Below are 17,272 nucleotides of genomic sequence, written 5' to 3'. Positions count from 1 at the left end.
TTCGTATAACACGCATTCGTATAACTCCAAAAAACGCGACTCTCAGAAACCCCAGCTTCACCAATAAAATCAGCAGATTACCTGAATCCACCACGGCTACCGCCGGAGTTATACGCCCGTGTTCGAGCCACCCCTGCTCCAGATTGGGGGCGTATAACTCCGCACGCCCCGATATTCCTTTTCAAACTTATCAGAAGGTTAGCAACATTTCCCGGTACCTTCCCGGAGTTTTGCGAACGCGTTCGTATAACTCCGGGCTGAATGTTGTTTCTGGCTGGTTTGGCACGGGGGAATCCTGCAATACTTGGGCTTTACCCTCACTGAAAGAGACGCCTTTATGCACGCGCCTTTCTGGCTGACTACGGCTTTGCTGTTTCCGGTGTTGCTCTATCAGGGCAAGCGCACCCGGCGGGTGACGCCACGGCTGCCAGAGGCCACTGGGGATTGCGCAGGCCAGTACGGCGAGGGAGAGCCCGTTTTTCGGTTGCTGGTGCTGGGCGAGTCCACTGCGGCGGGCGTGGGGGTTGAAAGCCACGCCCAGGGTCTGGCAAGCCAGTTGGCGTTGCAGTTACATCAACGCACCGGGCTCTGTATTGGCTGGTCTACCTTTGGGGTGAATGGTATTCGGCTGGGTGCGCTGCTTGATGCGCTGGGCTCCGCCGACTTGCCACCGGCAGATGCAGTATTACTGAGCATGGGGGTAAACGACACTACCGGTTTCACTCCACGGTTCCGGTTTCGCCGGCAACTGATTCAGCTCCGCGAAACCCTGGCAACCCGGTATCAGGCGCCCATTACGTTGCTCAGCGTGCCGCCCATGGACAAATTCTCGGCCTTGCCGGCACCCCTGCGCCAGGTTATGGGATGGCGGGCGCGGCAGTTGGACAGGGTGTATCAGGTGCTTGCGGCAAGGAACCCGGACGATTTCCGGTATCTGGGTTACCCCACGGTGTCAGACCCTGCCCTGCTCGCCCGGGACGGCTACCACCCGAGCGACAAGGGCTACCGCGCTATCGCGCAGGCGTTGGCCGAACAGGACTGGGGGCTGCCGCCCCCGTAACTCATCCCAGGTTCTTGCGCATGAATTTCTGCAGCTCGCCCACAATCCCGCTGCGGAAGGCCAGTACCGTCAGCACAAAGATGCCGCCGAGGATCGGGTCTACCCAGTCGCGCAGGGGCCCCTGGGACAGCTGGTATTCAATGTTCACCACAAAGGTGGCGCCCACCACCGGCCCAAGCAGCGTACCCATGCCGCCCACCAGAGTCATCAGGATGACCTCGCCCGACATATGCCAGTGGGCATCATTGAGAGACGCCAACTGGAACACCACGGATTTCATGGAGCCGGCCAGGCCCGCCAGCGCGGCGGAGATCACAAAGGCCAGGATCTTGTAACGATCCACGTTGTAACCCAGCGAGACCGCCCGCGGTTCGTTCTGCTTGATGGCTTTCAGGATCTGCCCGTACGGGCTACTGACAATGCGCTGCACCAGCAGATAACAGGCGATAAACACCACCAGCACGAAGTAGTACATGTTGAGGTTGTCTTCGAGGTTAATCAGACCAAACAGCTCGCCCCGGGGGATGCCGTGCATGCCGTCTTCGCCGCCGGTGAATTCCGACTGCACAAAGAAGAAGAACACCAGCTGTGCCAGCGCCAGGGTCACCATGGCAAAGTAGATGCCTTGCCGGCGGATCGACAGTAACGCAAAGGCCAGTCCCAACAAGGTGGCCGTGGCGGTACCGGCAATGATGCCCATCTCGGTGGTCAGGCCGGAGAAGTTACTGAGCAGGTAGCCCGTGGTGTAACCTCCGGTGGCCAGGAAGGCCGCATGGCCGAAGGACAGCAGGCCGGTAAAGCCGAACAGCAGGTTAAAGGCCACCGCAAACAAGGCAAAACACAGGATCTTCATCAGGAAGACAGGGTACATCACGAAGGGCGCGGCCAGCAGCAACAGCAGCAGCACGCCGTTCACCATCAGTTTCTTGCGGTCCTGGATCTTTTGCTGCTCGACAATGGCTTTGTGGATATCGACAGGATTAACAGGCTGGTTCATGATTATGCCTCCTTACCGAACAGGCCGGTGGGTCGGATCATCAGCACCAGGACCATCACCAGGAAGATAACGGCCGAAGACGCCGGCGGGTAAAACGTTTTGGTGAGGCCTTCGATCACGCCCATCAGGATGCCCGTGATAATCGCCCCGCCAATGGAGCCCATGCCCCCGATCACCACCACCGCAAAGACCACGATGAGAATGTTGGCCCCCATCACCGGAGTTACCGAATAAATGGGTGCCGCCAGCACACCGGCGAAGGCGGCCAGCATGACGCCGAAGCCGTAGGTCAGGCTCACCAGCCAGGGTACGTTAATGCCGAAGCCCTGCATGAGCTGTGAGTCTTCTGTCCCCGCCCGGAGGTAGGAGCCCAGCTTGGTTTTCTCGATGATGAACCAGGTGCCGAAACACACTAGCAGGGCCACTACGATGACCCAGGCCCGGTAGTACGGCAGGAACATGAAGCCGAGGTTGATGCCGCCTTTGAACATGTCCGGCATGGAATAGCGCAATCCGGACACGCCGTAGATATTGGTGAGCACGCCCTGGATGATCAGGGCCACCCCGAAGGTGAGCAGCAGGCTGTAGATATGATCCTGGCCGGCAATGCGCCGGAGCAGGAAGTATTCGATGAGCATACCAAACGCGCCAACCAGTACGGGAGCGACAAAGAGCGCGACCCAGTAATTGACGCCCAGCAGGTCAAACAGAACCACGGTGACCAGGGCACCGAGCATGTACATGGCGCCATGGGCGAAGTTGATGATCTTCAGCAGACCGAAGATAACCGCGAGGCCAAGGCTTAACAGGGCGTAGAAGGCGCCGTTGATAATCCCGATCAGCAGCTGGCCAGACAGCACAGCAAGGGGGACGCCGAAAATCATGGTCATGTTGCTAACTCCACAAGCAGCGCAGACGTTGTTTTTGTTGGGGTATTCGTCCGGGCGGGTACCCGGCGCCGGTCGCGCTTGGAGACCGGGCACCGGGTAATTCCCCGTTGCTTAGTTCACCAGCTTGCACTTGCTCTCAGAGAGCGGGCGGTAGGCTTCATCCGCCGGAATGGTCCGCAGGATCTTGTACAGATCCCATTCATTCTTGGACTCCGCCGGAGTTTTCACTTCCGCCAGGTACATGTCATGCACCATACGGCCGTCTACCCGGATTTTGCCGTTCTTGGCAAACATGTCGTTAATGGGTGTATCCATCATCTGCTTGCGCACGGTCTGGGCATCATCCGAGCCGGTGGCAGCCACCGCATTCAGGTATTGCATGGTGCTGGAGTAAATGCCGGCATGAACCATGGTCGGGCGCACACCGGTTTCTTTCATGAAGCGATCAGACCACTCGCGGGTTTCATCGTTCATGTCCCAGTACCAGCCGGTCGTCAGCTGGATGCCTTGCGCGGTTTCCGCACCGAGGGCATGGACGTCGGTAAGGAACAGCAATAACGCCGCCAGTGTCTGGCCCGCCTGGGTTACCCCGAACTCACTGGCGGTGGTGATGGCGTTGGTGGTGTCTGCACCGGCATTCGCCAGGCCGACCACATCCGCTCCCGAGGCCTGGGCCTGGAGGATGAAGGAAGAGAAATCCTGGGTCGGGAACGGATGGCGCACGCTGCCCACAATCTCGCCGCCGTTGGCCTCAACCACGCGGGTAACATCGGCTTCCAGGGCGTGGCCGAAGGCGTAGTCTGCTGTCAGAAGATACCAGGTCTTGCCGCCTTCCTTCACCACAGCGCTGGCCGTACCATTGGCCAGCGGGTAGGTGTCGTACACATAGTGAATGTGGTTGGGCGTACAGTGTTCGTTGGTGATGCTGGAAGCGGCAGAGCCGGAAACAATGCCCAGCCGGTCGTTTTCTTCCAGAATCTTGCTCACGGCGATGGACACCGATGAAGCCACCATACCGGCCACCATATCCACCTTGTCGTTTTCCACCCAGCGGCGAACGGTACTGGAAGACGTGTCCGGGCTATTGCGGTCGTCGGCACTCACCACTTCAATCTTGGCGCCATTGACGGTGCCGCCAAAATCCTTGATCGCCATTTCCAGGGCAGTCAGGCCATTGGGGCCGGCCAGGTCTCGATAGGTACCGGACATGTCGGCCAGGTAGCCAATTTTTACGGTGTTGTCCGAGATTGCCGCTTGGGCACCACTGGCCATCAGAGCTGATGCAACGGCTGAGGTCAGAAGCTTTTTCATCATTGTCATTGTTGTTTCTCCGCTACTGTCTTGCGTTGGTTCGGGTTGTTGTTGCTCTTATTACTCTCGTTCTATCCGGGGTCAGACCCCCAAATAGCCATCCAGCACCGACTGTTTGGCACTCAGTTCGTTGGCGCTGATTTCTTCCACAATCTGGCCGTGCTCCACCACGTAATGTCGGTCGGCCAACGGCGCGGCAAAGTGGAAATTCTGCTCCACCAGAACAATGGTCAGGCCCTTGTTCTTCAGGGCTATCAGGACTTCCCCCAGTTTCTCCACGATCACCGGGGCCAGGCCTTCGGTGATTTCATCCAGCAACAGCATGTTGGCGCCGGTGCGCAGAATGCGGGCCATGGCCAGCATCTGCTGTTCGCCACCAGAGAGCTTGGTGCCCTGGCTGAAGCGGCGTTCATAGAGGTTGGGGAACATGGTGTAGATTTCTTCCAGGCTCATGCCACCGCTGCGCACCACTGGCGGCAGGGTGAGGTTTTCCTGCACGCTGAGAGAGGAAAAAATGCCCCGATGCTCGGGGCAATACCCGACACCCAACCTGGCAATATGATGAGGCGCGCACTGCATGGTTTCTTCGCCGTTGATCATGATGGAGCCCGTGCGCCGGCCCACCATGTTCATGATGGCTTTCAGCGTGGTGCTGCGCCCGGCGCCATTTCGGCCGAGCAGTGTGACCAGTTCGCCCCGCTGAACCACCATGTCGATGCCGTGCAGAATGTGGGATTCGCCATAGAATGCGTGCAGGCCGGAAATGCGCAGCTGCTCGTATTCGCGGTCCGGATTCTTGCTCATTGGGCCGCCTCCACGTTTTCGCTGGCGGCGGCCTGTGACCCCCGCTCGCCACTGCCATCACTGCCCATATACACCTCACGCACACGCGGGTCGGCGGAGACCGTCTGGTAATCGCCTTCCGTCAAGACTGCACCCTGGGCGAGTACGGTGATGCGGTCGCACAGTTTGCTGACCACGCTCAGGTTGTGCTCCACCATCAGTACCGTGCGACCCTGGGCGGCCTTGCGCACCAGTTCCACAACGCGGTCAACGTCTTCCGAGCCCATGCCCTGGGTGGGTTCGTCCAGCAGCAACAACTGGGGTTCCATGGCCAGGGTGGTGGCCAGCTCCAGCGCCCGTTTGCGGCCATACGCCAGCTCTACCGTGGTGGTATTGGCGAACTCGGCCAGGCCAACAGACTCCAACAGCTCCATGCAGCGCTCGTTGAGCTTGTGCAGGGAGTTGCCGGATTTCCAGAAGCTGTAGGAGGAGCCCTCTGCGGTTTGCAGGGCCACGCGAATGTTTTCCAGCGCGGTCATGTGGGGAAACACGGCAGAGATCTGGAAGGAGCGAACAATGCCTTTACGGGCAATGGCGGCGGATTTCAGGGGAGTGATGTCTTCGCCGCGGTACAGAATCTGCCCGCGGGTGGGAATCAGGAACTTGGTCAACAGGTTGAATACGGTGGTCTTGCCGGCACCGTTGGGGCCGATCAGGGCGTGGATATCCCCCTGACGGATCTGGAGGTTGACGTCGTTAACGGCGACAAACCCCTTGAATTCCTTGACCAGGTTACGGGTCTCGAGAACGTACTGTTCACTCATGAGCCACTTCACCTTTTGTTATTGTTGTATTTCGCAACTAGCACACAGATTAGATTTACGTGCACGTAAACGTCAAGAACTAATTTTGTTATTTCTCGGGCGGTATGGAATAGGTCATGGTGGAGTGTGCCACCGGGTCTTCCATGCCATCGGAATAGACGAAAACCTCGCCCACGCCCATGGTGCGCCCCACCTTCAACAGGGTCGCCCGTGCCCGTATCGGCGCATGTGCCACCGGCTTGCGAAGGAAGTTGATGTTCAGGTTCGTCGTCACCGCCAACGGCACCAGGCCAATCCGGCTGAGCAAGGCTGCATACATGGTGACATCCGCCAGCGCCATCATCGCAGGCCCGGATACGGTCCCGCCCGGGCGCAGGTGATCATCCTCCACGGCCAGGGTCATTTCCGCCCAGCCGTCACCCAGTGCCTCCAGGGAGCCGTATGCGGCCCCCTGGGGGAACTGAACCTCGAGGAAGTCTTTCAGCTCCTCGAAGGTCACTTTCATGCCGGCACCTCATCCTGGGCCCGGTTGCGCAGCACGAAGCGCTGGATCTTACCACTGGGCGTTTTCGGCAGTTCATCCACGAATTCGATCTCGCGCGGATAGGCGTGGGTGGACAGACGACGGCGAACCAGCTCCTGCAACTCCTCCTTGAGTGCCTGCTCGTCCACCGGCTCCTGGCCAGCTTTGATCACAACATAGGCTTTGATGATCGAGCCGCGCTTTTCATCGGGCTTGGCCACGACACCGGATTCGGCAACAGCGGCGTGTTCCAGCAAGGTACTTTCGACATCGGCCGGCCCCACGCGGTAGCCTGCGGTGGTGATGATGTCATCGTCCCGGCCACTGAAAGAATAGCCGCCATCGCCATGGCAGATCACCATATCACCGGTCAGGTAGTAGCCGTTCACGAACGGGTCTTTCTCACCCCAGGTGTAACCATCGAAATGGAACAGTGGCGAGGCTTTGATATCCACCGCCAACTGGCCAATCTCGCCGGCCCCCACTTCTTCGTTTTTCTCGTTCAGCGCCACCACCCGATGCCCGGGCGATGAGTACCCCATGGAACCCTGGCGAATGGTGTGCTCCAGGCCATGGAAGTTGCAGCAGGTCATACCGGTTTCTGTCTGGCCATAATGATCCTTGACCGGGCAGAAGTGCCGGCGGGCAATCCAGTTCACCACTTCCGGGTTCAGCGGTTCACCCGCACTGCTGCACACCCGCAACCCCAGATTCTCCCCTTCCGGCAAGACCTGATCGTTGGCCTTCAACAGCCGATACGCCGTGGGCGCCGCCGCCAGGTTGGTGATCTTGTACTTGCGGATCATGTCGTAGGTAGATTCGGGGGTGAACGGGTTGGGGTTGAAATGCGTGGCGTGGCCCATCAACAGCGGGCCCGTAACGGCGTAGTACAGACCATAGGCCCAGCCGGGGTCAGCCACATTCCAGAACACATCGTCGTCGCGCAGTTCAATGGCGTACTTCATGTACACATAGAAGGCCAACAGGGCTTTGGCGGGCACCGCCACGCCTTTCGCTTTGCCGACAGTACCGGAGGTGAACATCTGCAGGAACGGATCGCTGCCGGTGATCATCACCGGCTCACACTGGTCTGACTGCTGGTCCAGTACCTGCTGGAAGTCTGCAACGTCCTCGCCCGTGGCGGCGGCGTTCACGCACAACACCGGCGGGCAGTTGTTGACGTCATTGAGCTTGGGATAGTTGTCCGGATCGGTGACCACCAGTTTGGTGCCGGCTTTTTCCAGGCGGTATTCAATGGCCCCGGAGCCAAACGCGGTAAACAGCGGCTGGTAAACCGCACCCAGGCGCAAGGTGCCGGCAATCACGATCAGCAGTTCCGGGCCCCGTGGCAGCAGGCCCGCTACCCGGTCACCCTTTTTGACACCATGAGACTTCAGGTAGTTGGCAAAGCGGGCCGAGGCTGCTTTCAGCTCTGCGAAGGTAAGCACGCCATCACCACCACCCACTTTCTCGTAAAACAGCGCAACCTTTTGCGGGTCGGAAGCCCATTTATCACAGATTTCGTGACAGACGTTCAGGCCACTGTCCAGGCGCCCGTCCAGGATTTCCGCTTCCAGTGCGGCCGCATCAAAGTTGTCATACACCTCGTTGTAGTGCGGTAGGCTCATCGTACACTCCATTTGTTGTCGTTGTTGGTTGCACAAGATTTAGTCAGGTTTAGCATAACCTTCACTTTACGTAAAGGTAAACTTTAGGCTAAAAAGAAAGGGCGACCTGCCATCGCCCTCCCCTGCTTACTCCGGTTTGTACAGCCGCAGAATGCTGGAGAAATCCAGCTCTCCGTTGCCCTGCCCAGCATGCAGCTGGAACAGGTTTCGGGCCAGGGAGCCCATGGGAATCGACGCCTGATTGGTCACCGCGTTGTCGAAGGCCAGGCCCAGATCCTTCGCCATCAGGTTCACCAGGAAACCGCCCTGATACTCGCGGGAGGCTGGCACACCCTCCATCACCCCCGGCCAGGGGTTATAGACATTCAGTGCCCAGTTACCGCCAGAGCTTTGTTTCATGATTTCCGAGAGTACGGCAGGGTCCAGGCCATTTTTCGCACCCAGGGCCAGGGCTTCGCTGGTGCCGGCCATCAGGATCGCCAAAAGCATGTTGTTGCAGATCTTGGCCACCTGCCCGGCACCATGGGGGCCGGCGTGGAAGATATTTTTACCCATGCCTTCCAGAATCGGCTTGGCTTTCTCGAAGGTACTCGCGTCGCCGCCACAGATGAAGGTGAGCGTGCCGGCTTTGGCACCACCCACACCTCCGGATACCGGGGCATCGATAAACGCAAGCTCTCGCTCAGCCGCCTGTTCGGCGACGTTGCGGGCCGTTTCCGGGGCAATCGTGGAAGAATCGATCACCAGCGTGCCGGCTGGCAATGCAGCCAGCAGGCCATCGTCACCCAGGTAGACCGCCTCCACATGCTTGCCGGCCGGCAGCATGGTGATCACGCATTCTGCGCCCTCGGCGGCGGCTTTGCCGGAATCCGCCGTGCGGGCACCTTCGGCCACCAGGGCCTCAACTGCTGGCTTGGACAAATCGAACACGGTAACGTCGTGGCCGGCCTTGAGCAGGTTGGCCGCCATTGGCGCACCCATGTTGCCCAGGCCGATAAAGGTAATCTTGGCCATGTTGCTTCTCCTTGTTGTTGTACGGGTCATCGCTGCGCAAAGGCAGACTACTGGCTGAAAAATCCGTTAACCCAGGCGCTGTCCACTTCACTGAGTGAGGCATAGCGCCAGCGGGGCTGCATATCCTTGTCGATCAGCAATGCCCGTATGCCCTCGGCAAATTCACCTTTCTTCAGGCTGTTGTGGGACATCACCAACTCGTTGTCGAGTACCTCTTTCAGGCTGTGCAGGCGGCTGCGGTGGTAGTGCTGCCACATCAGGGCCAGGGAGGTCGGAGACGCGGCCTTCAGCCCCTTCACCGATTTGCCGAGCCAATCTTCCCGAGCCCCCAGCTCATCCAGTTGCGCCACCACCTGCTCCAGAGAATCGGCATCGGTGGCCTGCTGGATGTCTTCAAAATGCTCACGCACGGGAGACGCGGGTAAGGCCTCACGGCTCTGCTGTTCAAACTGCCGCAGCACTGCACTCACCACCGCCTGCGCATCCGCTCGTTGCCAATCCGCCGCTTTCAGGGCATCCACAACCTGGTCTTTCAGACCATGGGAGATAAACCGGTCGGCCATGTTCACGAACAATGCATCGGCGCCGTTCATGCGGGCACCGGTCAGTCCCAGAAACAGGCCCGTGCGCATGGGCATGCGGTTCAGGAACCAGCCGGCACCGATATCCGGGTACAGGCCGATGCTAACTTCCGGCATGGCGAGCTTCGAGTGCTCGGTCACCACCCGGTGAGAAGCACCCACCATCAGACCAATACCGCCACCCATCACGATGCCGTTGCCCCAGCAAACGATGGGCTTCGGGTAGGTGTGGATCTGGTAATCCAGCTCATATTCCTCGTTAAAGAAGCGCTCGCCCTCCGCCAGCTTGCCCCGCTCGGTCATGGCCCGGTACAGCGAGACGATATCGCCGCCAGCGCAGAAGGCTTTGTCGCCCTCGGCTTCCAGCCAGACAGCCTGAACCTTGGGATCCTCGGCCCAGCGGCTGAGCTGGGGCTTGAGCAGGCTGATCATATCCATCGACAGTGAGTTGAGATTGCGCGGCGTATTCAGCCGTGCCACGGCAATCAGCTCACCATCAGCGGTTTTCCATTCTTCAAATACGATTGGTTGATCACTCATAGCGAATCCGGGTTATCGGTTTTTCCAGTCGGGCTTACGCTTCTCCAGAAACGCATTCACGCCTTCTTTCTGGTCTTCGGTATGGAACAGCTCCACGAACAGTTCACGCTCCATGCGCCAGCCGTCGCTGTGGCTGCGACCGTCGCGGGCGCTCATCACCAACTGCTTGCAGCGGGCGATGGACGACGGGCTCTGCTTACAGGCACCTTCCGCCAGTTTCAGGGCGGCTTCCAAGCCGTTGCCGGTGGGCACCACTTCTTCCACCAATCCGATTTCCAGGGCCTTGGCGGCGGTTACCCGTTCACCACACAGAATCATGCGTTTGGCCCAACCCTCACCTACCAGCCAGGGCAGGTTCTGGGTGCCGCCGGCACAGGGCAGCAGGCCAACGCTGGCCTCCGGCAGTGCCATCTGGGCATGCTCTTCTGCAATCCGGATATCACAGGCCATGGCACATTCCAGGCCACCACCCATGGCATAACCGTTTACGGCGGCAATCGATACGCCACGGAACGCCGTCAGCGCTGCGAACGCTTCACCGAATCGTTGCGCCATGTCGTTGGCGCGAGCCCGGTCGCCGTCGGCGAAGGTTTTCAGGTCAGCACCGGCGGAGAAAAACTTTTCCCCCTGGCCAGTCACCACCAGCGCGAAGATGTTCCGGTCGGCGTTGAGCTCTTCCACGGTCGCCTTCAGCGCGGCAAGGGAATCGGCCGTCCAGGTGTTGGCCGGCGGATTGGCGATGGTCAATACCGCAATGTGGCCGCGTTTTTCCAGTTGAATCAATTCACTCATCACAAATTCCTCGATAGTCCGTGGCCGGTTACTGGATCGCTTCGGCAACGCCGTCGTCCAGCAGCCGGCGGGCAATGATCAGGCGCATGATTTCGTTGGTGCCTTCCAGAATCTGGTGTACCCGCAAATCCCGAAGGTAACGCTCAAGCGGGTATTCCCGGATGTAACCGTAGCCGCCATGCAGTTGCAGGGCTTCGTTGGCCACCTCAAAGCAGGCGTCGGTGGCGAATCGTTTGGCCATGGCACAATGCAGCGTAGCCTCCGGGTCGCCACTGTCGAGTTTGCACGCACCCAAACGCACCATCTGCCGGGCAGCCACCAGGTTGGTAACCATGTCCGCCAGCTTGAACTGCAGCGCCTGGAAGGCCGCCAGCGGCTTACCAAACTGCTGGCGCTCGTGCATATAATTCCGGGCCCGGAGCAAGGCAGCCTGGGCACCGCCCAGGGAACAGGTGGCGATATTCAGGCGGCCGCCGTCCAGGCCCTTCATCGCAATGGCAAAGCCATCGCCTTCATTACCCACCCGATTGCTGGCAGGCACGCGAACGTCTTCCAGGGTAACCAGGCGCGTGGGCTGGCTATGCCACCCCATCTTTTCCTCATTCTTGCCGTAGGAGACACCGTCGGCATCCGCTGGTATCACGAAGGTAGAGATGCCCTTCGAGCCGCTGTCGGCGTCTCCGGTGCGCGCCATCAGAACCAGAATATCGGTTGCGCCAGCTCCGGAGATGAACATTTTGCTGCCATTGATCACATAGCTTTCACCGTCCCGAACTGCGCGGGTGCGGAGACTGGCAGCGTCGGAGCCGGCACCGGGTTCAGTCAGGCAATACGAAGCCAGCCATTCACCACTAGCCAGCCTGGGGACAATTTCCTGGCGAAGATCATCAGAGGCGAAACTTGCCACCATCCAGGTGGCCATGTTGTGGATGGTGATGAAGGCGGCGGTGGACGGGCACGCTGCCGCCAACTCTTCCACAATCACCGAGGTATCCAGGCGAGACAAGCCCATACCACCCAGGGATTCGGGCGTGTACATGCCCATAAAACCCATGGCTCCGGCTTCTTTCATGACATCGACCGGAAAAATATGCTCGGCGTCCCACTGGGCGGCATGGGGCGCCATGGATTTTTCAGCGAAGGCTCGGGCAGCATCCCGAAACGCCTGCTGGTCTTCAGTGAGATTAAAATCCATCGTCGGGCTCCTTGGTTGTTACGGTCGGGGCTTCCACTGAAGAAGCGGAAAAAGGGGCCGGTGGGGGAACCGGCCCAATAACCTCACCGACAACGAGATTAACGAAGCTGGATGGAGAAGTTGGCCTCGGATGAGGTCGCCTCACTGGAGAACCAGCGAGAGGTCACCGTTTTCGTCTCCGTGTAGAAGCGCACCGCCTGTTTGCCGTAAGCGTGCTGATCACCGTAGAACGAGCCCTTCCAGCCGGTGAACGAGAAGAACGGCAGGGGCACCGGAATGGGAATGTTCACACCCACCTGGCCCACATCAATCTCGTGCTGGAACCGACGCGCCGCGCCGCCATGACTGGTAAAGATGGAGGTTCCGTTGCCGTACGGGCTGGCGTTGATCAGCTCGATGGCATCACCAAGGCTGTCAACATTGACGCAGGACAGCACCGGGCCAAAGATCTCTTCGTTGTAGATATCCATGTCCGGTGTGACTTCACTGAACAGGGTTGGCCCTACCCAGTTGCCTTCCGGCAACCCATCGACGGTGCAGCCACGGCCGTCCAGCAGCAGTTTGGCGCCCTGGGCTTCACCGGTGGCGATCAGCGATTCAATGCGGTCTTTGGCCTTGGCACTGATCACCGGGCCATAGCTGGCACCGGAATCGTTCCAGGCGCCGGGGCGCACTTTCGCCATGGCCTCTTTCAGTTCCGGAATCCACTCCTGGGCAGCGCCCACGAAGACCGCCACAGAGATCGCCATACAGCGTTGGCCTGCGGCGCCTACCGAGGCACCTACCAGGGCGTTGATCACTTGTTGTTTGTCCGCATCCGGCATGATCACCATGTGGTTCTTGGCGCCGGCGAAGCTCTGCACCCGCTTCATGTTGCGGGTACCGGTTTCGTAGATGTACTGCCCGACCGGAACGGAACCGACGAAGGACACGGCCTTGATGGCCGGATCAGTCAGCAGGGTATCAACCTGCTCTTTGGCCCCGTGAACCACCTGCAGTACACCCTTGGGTGCGCCGGCCTGCTCAAACAGCTCGGCCAGGCGGGTTGGTGTCAGCGGGTCCTGCTCCGACGGTTTCAGGATAAAGGTGTTGCCGCAGGCAATGGCCATGGGGAACATCCACAGCGGGATCATGGCCGGGAAGTTGAACGGCGTAATGCCGGCACACACCCCCAGAGGCTGGATCCAGGAATGGGTATCTACCTCGCGGGCCACGTTCTCAACGGTCTCGCCCATCATCAGGGAAGCTACGTTGGCGGCGTGTTCCACCACTTCAATGCCGCGCCAGACATCGCCTTTGGCGTCGTCAAAAGTCTTGCCGGTTTCCTGGGACAGGATCTCGGCGATTTCGTCGTGATGTTCTTTAAGCAGCGCCTGATAACGCAGCATCACCCGTGCTCGCTCAGAAACCGGGGTTTCTTTCCAGCTTTTGAACACTTCACTGGCGTTATCAATCGCCTGACGCATCTCGTCGGCAGTGGCGCAGGGCACCTGGGCTATCACTTCGTTGGTGGCGGGGTTGGTCACGTCGATCCAGTTCTGGGTCTGGCTCTGAACGAATTCCCCTGCAATAAACTGAGGTACTTTTTTCATGATGATGTTCCCTGTTTGTTGTTATCCGGGATGAGCCGGCCTACCGATAACAAGGCAGATCCGACGATGATTTGAAGAAAGACTAGCACGCGGATTTACGCTTGGTGATTGACTAAATTTCGCCCATGATGGATTATTTTTCGATGAATGAGATCGCAGCCAAGAAACCGGCCACTCAAACCTCACAGTGGCCCGTGCCAGCCGACAGTGTTCGCTATGTGGTGCCAGAGCCTATTGTGCGGCTTTTGGCGGCACATCCGCTCACCCGGGAGCTGTATCCACTTGCCTTCGGGCATTATCGGAGAGCGGCCGGGCATCACATGCATAGGGAACACCACCGTGATAATCTTTTGATCTATTGCACGGACGGCAAGGCCTTTCTGAACGTCGCCGGCGTGCCCCTCACAGTCGAGGCCGGCGACCTCCTGCTACTGCCCGCCGGCGCCAGCCATCGGTACACCGCCGACCCGGACAACCCCTGGACCATTCACTGGGTTCACTATACCGGCCCCCTGGCCGAAGACTTTGGCCAGTACATGGGCTTTGATGACAGCACCCGCATCCGGCATCTGGGCAGACAGCCCCGGTTACTGGTGGATTTCAACGGCCTGCTGTCGGTGCGGCAGACGGGCTTCCGGGCCCGTGGGTTGATCCACGCCAGCAATCGGCTACGACAGTTGCTGGCCGCCGTACCCATCAACGCCGACGAAACCAGCCAGGCCCGACAGGCCGAGCTGGACTCCTTGCACAGCTTCATGCGGGAGCATCTGGAGGAACGCCTGACCCTGAACCAGCTGGCCGAGCTTTCCGGCCTGTCTCCGGCTCACTTCGCCACCCGGTATCGGGAACAGACCGGCACCTCGCCAATCCAGCACTTCCTGCATCTCAAAGTGGAACGGGCCTGTGAGTTGCTGGATACCACCAGCCAGAGCTTCGCCGACATCAGCCGGCAACTGGGCTATGACGATGCCTATTACTTCTCACGGCTGTTCAAAAAAGTGATGGGGAAGTCGCCCACGGATTACCGCCACACAGCGCGGCACTGAGCATCAGCGCCATGGATACGCACAAGCACCCACTCCATCCGGTAAAAATTTTGTAGCGCAGACCGTATTCTCGTGATAAATATCGCGCGAATACGGTCGGATTCCCCACCACCGTTTCCAGGATAAGCCTCAAAGGAGTCAAAAGGCGGCACCCCGGTGTTTTCGCAAACACCTGCCACCTCCGGCCACCCTCAGCAGACCTGCACAACACCGCGTGCGTCCTGCACGCTTTGTATCCATCCCTTTTCAGTGAGGGACACCATCCAATGTTGAAGTTGTGTAAGCCACAGGCGCTTGCCGCCGCTGTTGCTATGTCTCTGGGTGCATCTTCGGTTTTTGCAGCCGGAGAAGTGCGTGTCTACAACTGGTCTGATTACATCGCCGAGGACACCCTGGCGAAGTTCACCGCGGAAACCGGCATCAAAGTTGTTTACGACGTTTACGACAGCAACGAAGTGCTGGAAGCCGCCCTGTTGTCTGGCCGTTCGGGCTACGACCTGGTTGTGCCGTCCAACCACTACGTGGCCAAGCAGATTTCTGCCAAAGCCTTTGTCGCGCTGGACCATGGCCAACTGCCGAACATGACCAACCTGAACCAGGACCTGATGACCCAGCTGGAAAAGGTCGACCCGGGTAGCCAGTTCTCCCTGCCCTACCTGTGGGGCACCAACGGTTATGGCTACAACGAAGGCCGCATTCAGGAGATTCTGGGTGACACCGCACCGACCGACTCCTGGGCTCTGGTGTTTGACCCGGAAGTGACCGGCAAGCTGGCCGCCGGCGGCTGTGGCATTGCCATGCTGGATTCCGGTGAAGAAATGGTGCGTGCCGCCATGGCCTACATCGGCCTGGACCCGAACAGCAACAACGCCGACGACATCAAAAAAGGCGGTGAAGTGATCAAGGCTGTGCGCCCGAACATCACCTATTTCCACTCTTCCCGTTACATTGGCGATCTGGCTAACGGCGACCTGTGCGTAGCCGCCGGCTACTCCGGCGACATCCTGCAGGCCGCTGCCCGCGCGGAAGAAGCCGAGAACGGCAACGTCATCCGCTACACCATCCCCAAGGAGGGCGCGGTGCTGTGGTTTGACATGATGACCATTCCGGCCGGCGCGCCGAATGTGGAGAACGCCCACAAGCTGATGAACTTCCTGATGCGCCCGGAAATCATCGCCGATGTCACCAACTACGTGTGGTACGCCAATCCGAACAAGGCGGCCGATGAGTTTGTGGAGGCAGAAATCCGTAACGACACCAGCATCTATCCCACCGATGAGGTGATGAAGAAGCTGTACATCATGGAAGGTCGGCCTCAGGACGCCCAGCGTCTGATGACCCGCACCTGGACCAGCGTGAAATCCGGTCGCTGACGGTGGCCGTGACCAACAATACCTCCGCGCAAGCGGAGGTACTTCTCAGCATCAAGGGCATCTCCAAGAGCTTTGACAGCACCCTGGCGGTCGACGACGTCAGCCTGGACATCCACAAGGGCGAGATCTTTGCCCTTCTGGGTGGCTCCGGCTCTGGCAAATCCACCCTGCTACGCATGCTGGCGGGCTTCGAGACCCCGGATTCCGGCCGCATTGTGCTGGATGGTCAGGACATCACCGCCCTGCCGCCGTACCTGCGACCCACCAACATGATGTTCCAGTCCTATGCCCTGTTCCCGCACATGACCGTGGAGCAGAACATTGCTATGGGTCTGAAACAGGACAAGCTGCCAAAGAACGAAATCACCGACCGTGTGGCCGCCATGCTCAAGCTGGTGAAGATGGAGCCCTACGCCAGGCGCAAGCCGCAGCAGCTCTCAGGTGGCCAGCAGCAGCGTGTGGCCCTGGCCCGCTCGCTGGCAAAGCGACCAAAGTTGCTGCTGCTGGACGAGCCGATGGGCGCGCTGGACAAAAAACTGCGCACCGAAATGCAGCTGGAACTGGTGGATATTCTGGAGAAGGTGGGCGTGACCTGCCTGATGGTCACCCACGACCAGGAAGAAGCCATGACCATGGCCAGCCGGATAGCCATTATGTCCCACGGCCGGATCGCTCAGGTGGGTTCGCCCATTGATATCTACGAAAGCCCGAACAGCCGCATGACGGCGGAGTTTATCGGCTCCGTGAATATCTTTGAGGCGAACATTCTGGAAGACAATTCCGACAGCCTGTCTCTGGCCAGCGAGCTGCTGGACGCACCGGTGTTTATTGACCGCGGTGTAACCACGCCGGCGGAAACCACGGAAACCCTGATCGCCCTGCGCCCGGAGAAGATCTACCTGACGACCGAGAAGCCCGAAGGCGATAGCAACTGGAGCTGCGGCACGGTGGACAATATTGCTTACCTGGGTGACATCACGTCTTACTACGTGAAGCTCGCCAGCGGCAAACGGGTGCAGGCCACCATGGCCAATGTGGAACGCCGTGGTGAGCGGCCCACCTGGGGCGACCGGGTCTATGTATCCTGGGAAGCCTCCAGCCCTATCCTGCTCTGGAACTGACG

The 17,272-nt window shown here is 59.4% G+C and carries 16 protein-coding genes; 4 read left to right on the top strand and 12 right to left on the bottom strand.

Annotation, left to right across the window (positions count from 1 at the left end; genetic code table 11):
- The first annotated feature begins 337 nt into the window (after positions 1 to 337).
- Positions 338 to 1,060 (top strand): SGNH/GDSL hydrolase family protein, encoded by a 723-nt coding sequence (locus ACF8YQ_RS05055; protein WP_014420875.1) that lies wholly within the window; start codon positions 338 to 340, stop codon positions 1,058 to 1,060.
- A gap of 1 nt (position 1,061) precedes the next feature.
- Here ACF8YQ_RS05055 and ACF8YQ_RS05050 read toward each other — a convergent pair whose 3' ends face one another.
- The 12 genes from ACF8YQ_RS05050 to ACF8YQ_RS04995 form a co-directional block, all read right to left on the bottom strand.
- Positions 1,062 to 2,057 (bottom strand): branched-chain amino acid ABC transporter permease, encoded by a 996-nt coding sequence (locus tag ACF8YQ_RS05050; protein ID WP_396622762.1) that lies wholly within the window; start codon positions 2,055 to 2,057, stop codon positions 1,062 to 1,064.
- A gap of 2 nt (positions 2,058 to 2,059) precedes the next feature.
- A complete protein-coding gene (locus ACF8YQ_RS05045; RefSeq protein ID WP_396622761.1) occupies positions 2,060 to 2,947 on the bottom strand; it encodes a branched-chain amino acid ABC transporter permease in 888 nt (295 codons plus the stop codon).
- Between the two features lie 111 nt (positions 2,948 to 3,058).
- Positions 3,059 to 4,267: an ABC transporter substrate-binding protein gene (locus ACF8YQ_RS05040; protein ID WP_303293740.1), complete on the bottom strand. Its 1,209-nt coding sequence runs from the start codon at positions 4,265 to 4,267 to the stop codon at positions 3,059 to 3,061.
- 72 nt (positions 4,268 to 4,339) lie between these two features.
- Entirely contained in the window at positions 4,340 to 5,062 is a 723-nt protein-coding gene (locus ACF8YQ_RS05035; RefSeq protein ID WP_014420871.1) for an ABC transporter ATP-binding protein, read from the bottom strand.
- The gene (locus tag ACF8YQ_RS05030; protein ID WP_014420870.1) at positions 5,059 to 5,865 is read right to left on the bottom strand and encodes an ABC transporter ATP-binding protein; all 807 of its coding nucleotides are present in this window, start codon (positions 5,863 to 5,865) and stop codon (positions 5,059 to 5,061) included. Before ACF8YQ_RS05030 ends, ACF8YQ_RS05035 begins: the two co-directional genes overlap by 4 nt.
- 88 nt (positions 5,866 to 5,953) lie before the next feature.
- Entirely contained in the window at positions 5,954 to 6,370 is a 417-nt protein-coding gene (locus ACF8YQ_RS05025; protein ID WP_014420869.1) for a PaaI family thioesterase, read from the bottom strand.
- Positions 6,367 to 8,016 carry an AMP-binding protein gene (locus ACF8YQ_RS05020; protein WP_222448310.1) on the bottom strand — a complete coding sequence of 550 codons (1,650 nt, stop codon included), beginning with the start codon at positions 8,014 to 8,016 and terminating at the stop codon, positions 6,367 to 6,369. The genes ACF8YQ_RS05025 and ACF8YQ_RS05020 overlap by 4 nt, the downstream gene beginning before the upstream one ends.
- 126 nt (positions 8,017 to 8,142) lie before the next feature.
- Positions 8,143 to 9,030 carry a 3-hydroxyisobutyrate dehydrogenase gene (gene mmsB, locus ACF8YQ_RS05015; protein WP_014420866.1) on the bottom strand — a complete coding sequence of 296 codons (888 nt, stop codon included), beginning with the start codon at positions 9,028 to 9,030 and terminating at the stop codon, positions 8,143 to 8,145.
- A gap of 47 nt (positions 9,031 to 9,077) precedes the next feature.
- On the bottom strand, positions 9,078 to 10,151 hold the full coding sequence (locus ACF8YQ_RS05010; protein ID WP_396622760.1) for an enoyl-CoA hydratase/isomerase family protein: 1,074 nt from the start codon (positions 10,149 to 10,151) through the stop codon (positions 9,078 to 9,080).
- A gap of 12 nt (positions 10,152 to 10,163) precedes the next feature.
- Positions 10,164 to 10,943: an enoyl-CoA hydratase gene (locus ACF8YQ_RS05005; RefSeq protein WP_014420864.1), complete on the bottom strand. Its 780-nt coding sequence runs from the start codon at positions 10,941 to 10,943 to the stop codon at positions 10,164 to 10,166.
- A gap of 28 nt (positions 10,944 to 10,971) precedes the next feature.
- Entirely contained in the window at positions 10,972 to 12,138 is a 1,167-nt protein-coding gene (locus ACF8YQ_RS05000) for an acyl-CoA dehydrogenase family protein (protein ID WP_396622759.1), read from the bottom strand.
- 98 nt (positions 12,139 to 12,236) lie between these two features.
- Positions 12,237 to 13,730 (bottom strand): CoA-acylating methylmalonate-semialdehyde dehydrogenase, encoded by a 1,494-nt coding sequence (locus tag ACF8YQ_RS04995; protein WP_014420862.1) that lies wholly within the window; start codon positions 13,728 to 13,730, stop codon positions 12,237 to 12,239.
- Positions 13,731 to 13,873: 143 nt separating this feature from the next.
- Here ACF8YQ_RS04995 and ACF8YQ_RS04990 point away from each other — a divergent pair, with 143 nt between their 5' ends.
- The 3 genes from ACF8YQ_RS04990 (at position 13,874) to potA (ending at position 17,270) form a co-directional block, all read left to right on the top strand.
- Positions 13,874 to 14,776 (top strand): AraC family transcriptional regulator, encoded by a 903-nt coding sequence (locus ACF8YQ_RS04990; RefSeq protein WP_396622758.1) that lies wholly within the window; start codon positions 13,874 to 13,876, stop codon positions 14,774 to 14,776.
- 266 nt (positions 14,777 to 15,042) lie between these two features.
- Entirely contained in the window at positions 15,043 to 16,149 is a 1,107-nt protein-coding gene (locus tag ACF8YQ_RS04985) for a polyamine ABC transporter substrate-binding protein (RefSeq protein ID WP_121208716.1), read from the top strand.
- Between the two features lie 8 nt (positions 16,150 to 16,157).
- A complete protein-coding gene (potA, locus tag ACF8YQ_RS04980) occupies positions 16,158 to 17,270 on the top strand; it encodes a polyamine ABC transporter ATP-binding protein (RefSeq protein ID WP_236072804.1) in 1,113 nt (370 codons plus the stop codon).
- The last annotated feature ends 2 nt before the right edge of the window (positions 17,271 to 17,272 follow it).

The organism is Marinobacter sp. W-8, assembly GCF_044342215.1.
GTDB lineage: Bacteria > Pseudomonadota > Gammaproteobacteria > Pseudomonadales > Oleiphilaceae > Marinobacter > Marinobacter nauticus.
Note: the sequence above shows the minus strand (reverse complement) of the source record. Positions and strands in the feature narration are given on the sequence as shown.

Excerpts from the sequence above, each read along its gene's own strand:
- ACF8YQ_RS05025 (WP_014420869.1), bottom strand. The coding sequence starts at position 6,370 with ATGAAAGTGACCTTCGAGGAGCTGAAAGACTTCCTCGAGGTTCAGTTC.
- ACF8YQ_RS04985 (WP_121208716.1), top strand. The coding sequence starts at position 15,043 with ATGTTGAAGTTGTGTAAGCCACAGGCGCTTGCCGCCGCTGTTGCTATG.
- ACF8YQ_RS05055 (WP_014420875.1), top strand. The coding sequence starts at position 338 with ATGCACGCGCCTTTCTGGCTGACTACGGCTTTGCTGTTTCCGGTGTTG.
- ACF8YQ_RS05020 (WP_222448310.1), bottom strand. The coding sequence starts at position 8,016 with ATGAGCCTACCGCACTACAACGAGGTGTATGACAACTTTGATGCGGCC.
- ACF8YQ_RS05030 (WP_014420870.1), bottom strand. The coding sequence starts at position 5,865 with ATGAGTGAACAGTACGTTCTCGAGACCCGTAACCTGGTCAAGGAATTC.
- ACF8YQ_RS05035 (WP_014420871.1), bottom strand. The coding sequence starts at position 5,062 with ATGAGCAAGAATCCGGACCGCGAATACGAGCAGCTGCGCATTTCCGGC.
- mmsB (WP_014420866.1), bottom strand. The coding sequence starts at position 9,030 with ATGGCCAAGATTACCTTTATCGGCCTGGGCAACATGGGTGCGCCAATG.
- ACF8YQ_RS05040 (WP_303293740.1), bottom strand. The coding sequence starts at position 4,267 with ATGACAATGATGAAAAAGCTTCTGACCTCAGCCGTTGCATCAGCTCTG.
- ACF8YQ_RS04990 (WP_396622758.1), top strand. The coding sequence starts at position 13,874 with ATGAATGAGATCGCAGCCAAGAAACCGGCCACTCAAACCTCACAGTGG.
- ACF8YQ_RS05045 (WP_396622761.1), bottom strand. The coding sequence starts at position 2,947 with ATGACCATGATTTTCGGCGTCCCCCTTGCTGTGCTGTCTGGCCAGCTG.
- ACF8YQ_RS05010 (WP_396622760.1), bottom strand. The coding sequence starts at position 10,151 with ATGAGTGATCAACCAATCGTATTTGAAGAATGGAAAACCGCTGATGGT.
- ACF8YQ_RS05000 (WP_396622759.1), bottom strand. The coding sequence starts at position 12,138 with ATGGATTTTAATCTCACTGAAGACCAGCAGGCGTTTCGGGATGCTGCC.
- ACF8YQ_RS04995 (WP_014420862.1), bottom strand. The coding sequence starts at position 13,730 with ATGAAAAAAGTACCTCAGTTTATTGCAGGGGAATTCGTTCAGAGCCAG.
- ACF8YQ_RS05005 (WP_014420864.1), bottom strand. The coding sequence starts at position 10,943 with ATGAGTGAATTGATTCAACTGGAAAAACGCGGCCACATTGCGGTATTG.
- ACF8YQ_RS05050 (WP_396622762.1), bottom strand. The coding sequence starts at position 2,057 with ATGAACCAGCCTGTTAATCCTGTCGATATCCACAAAGCCATTGTCGAG.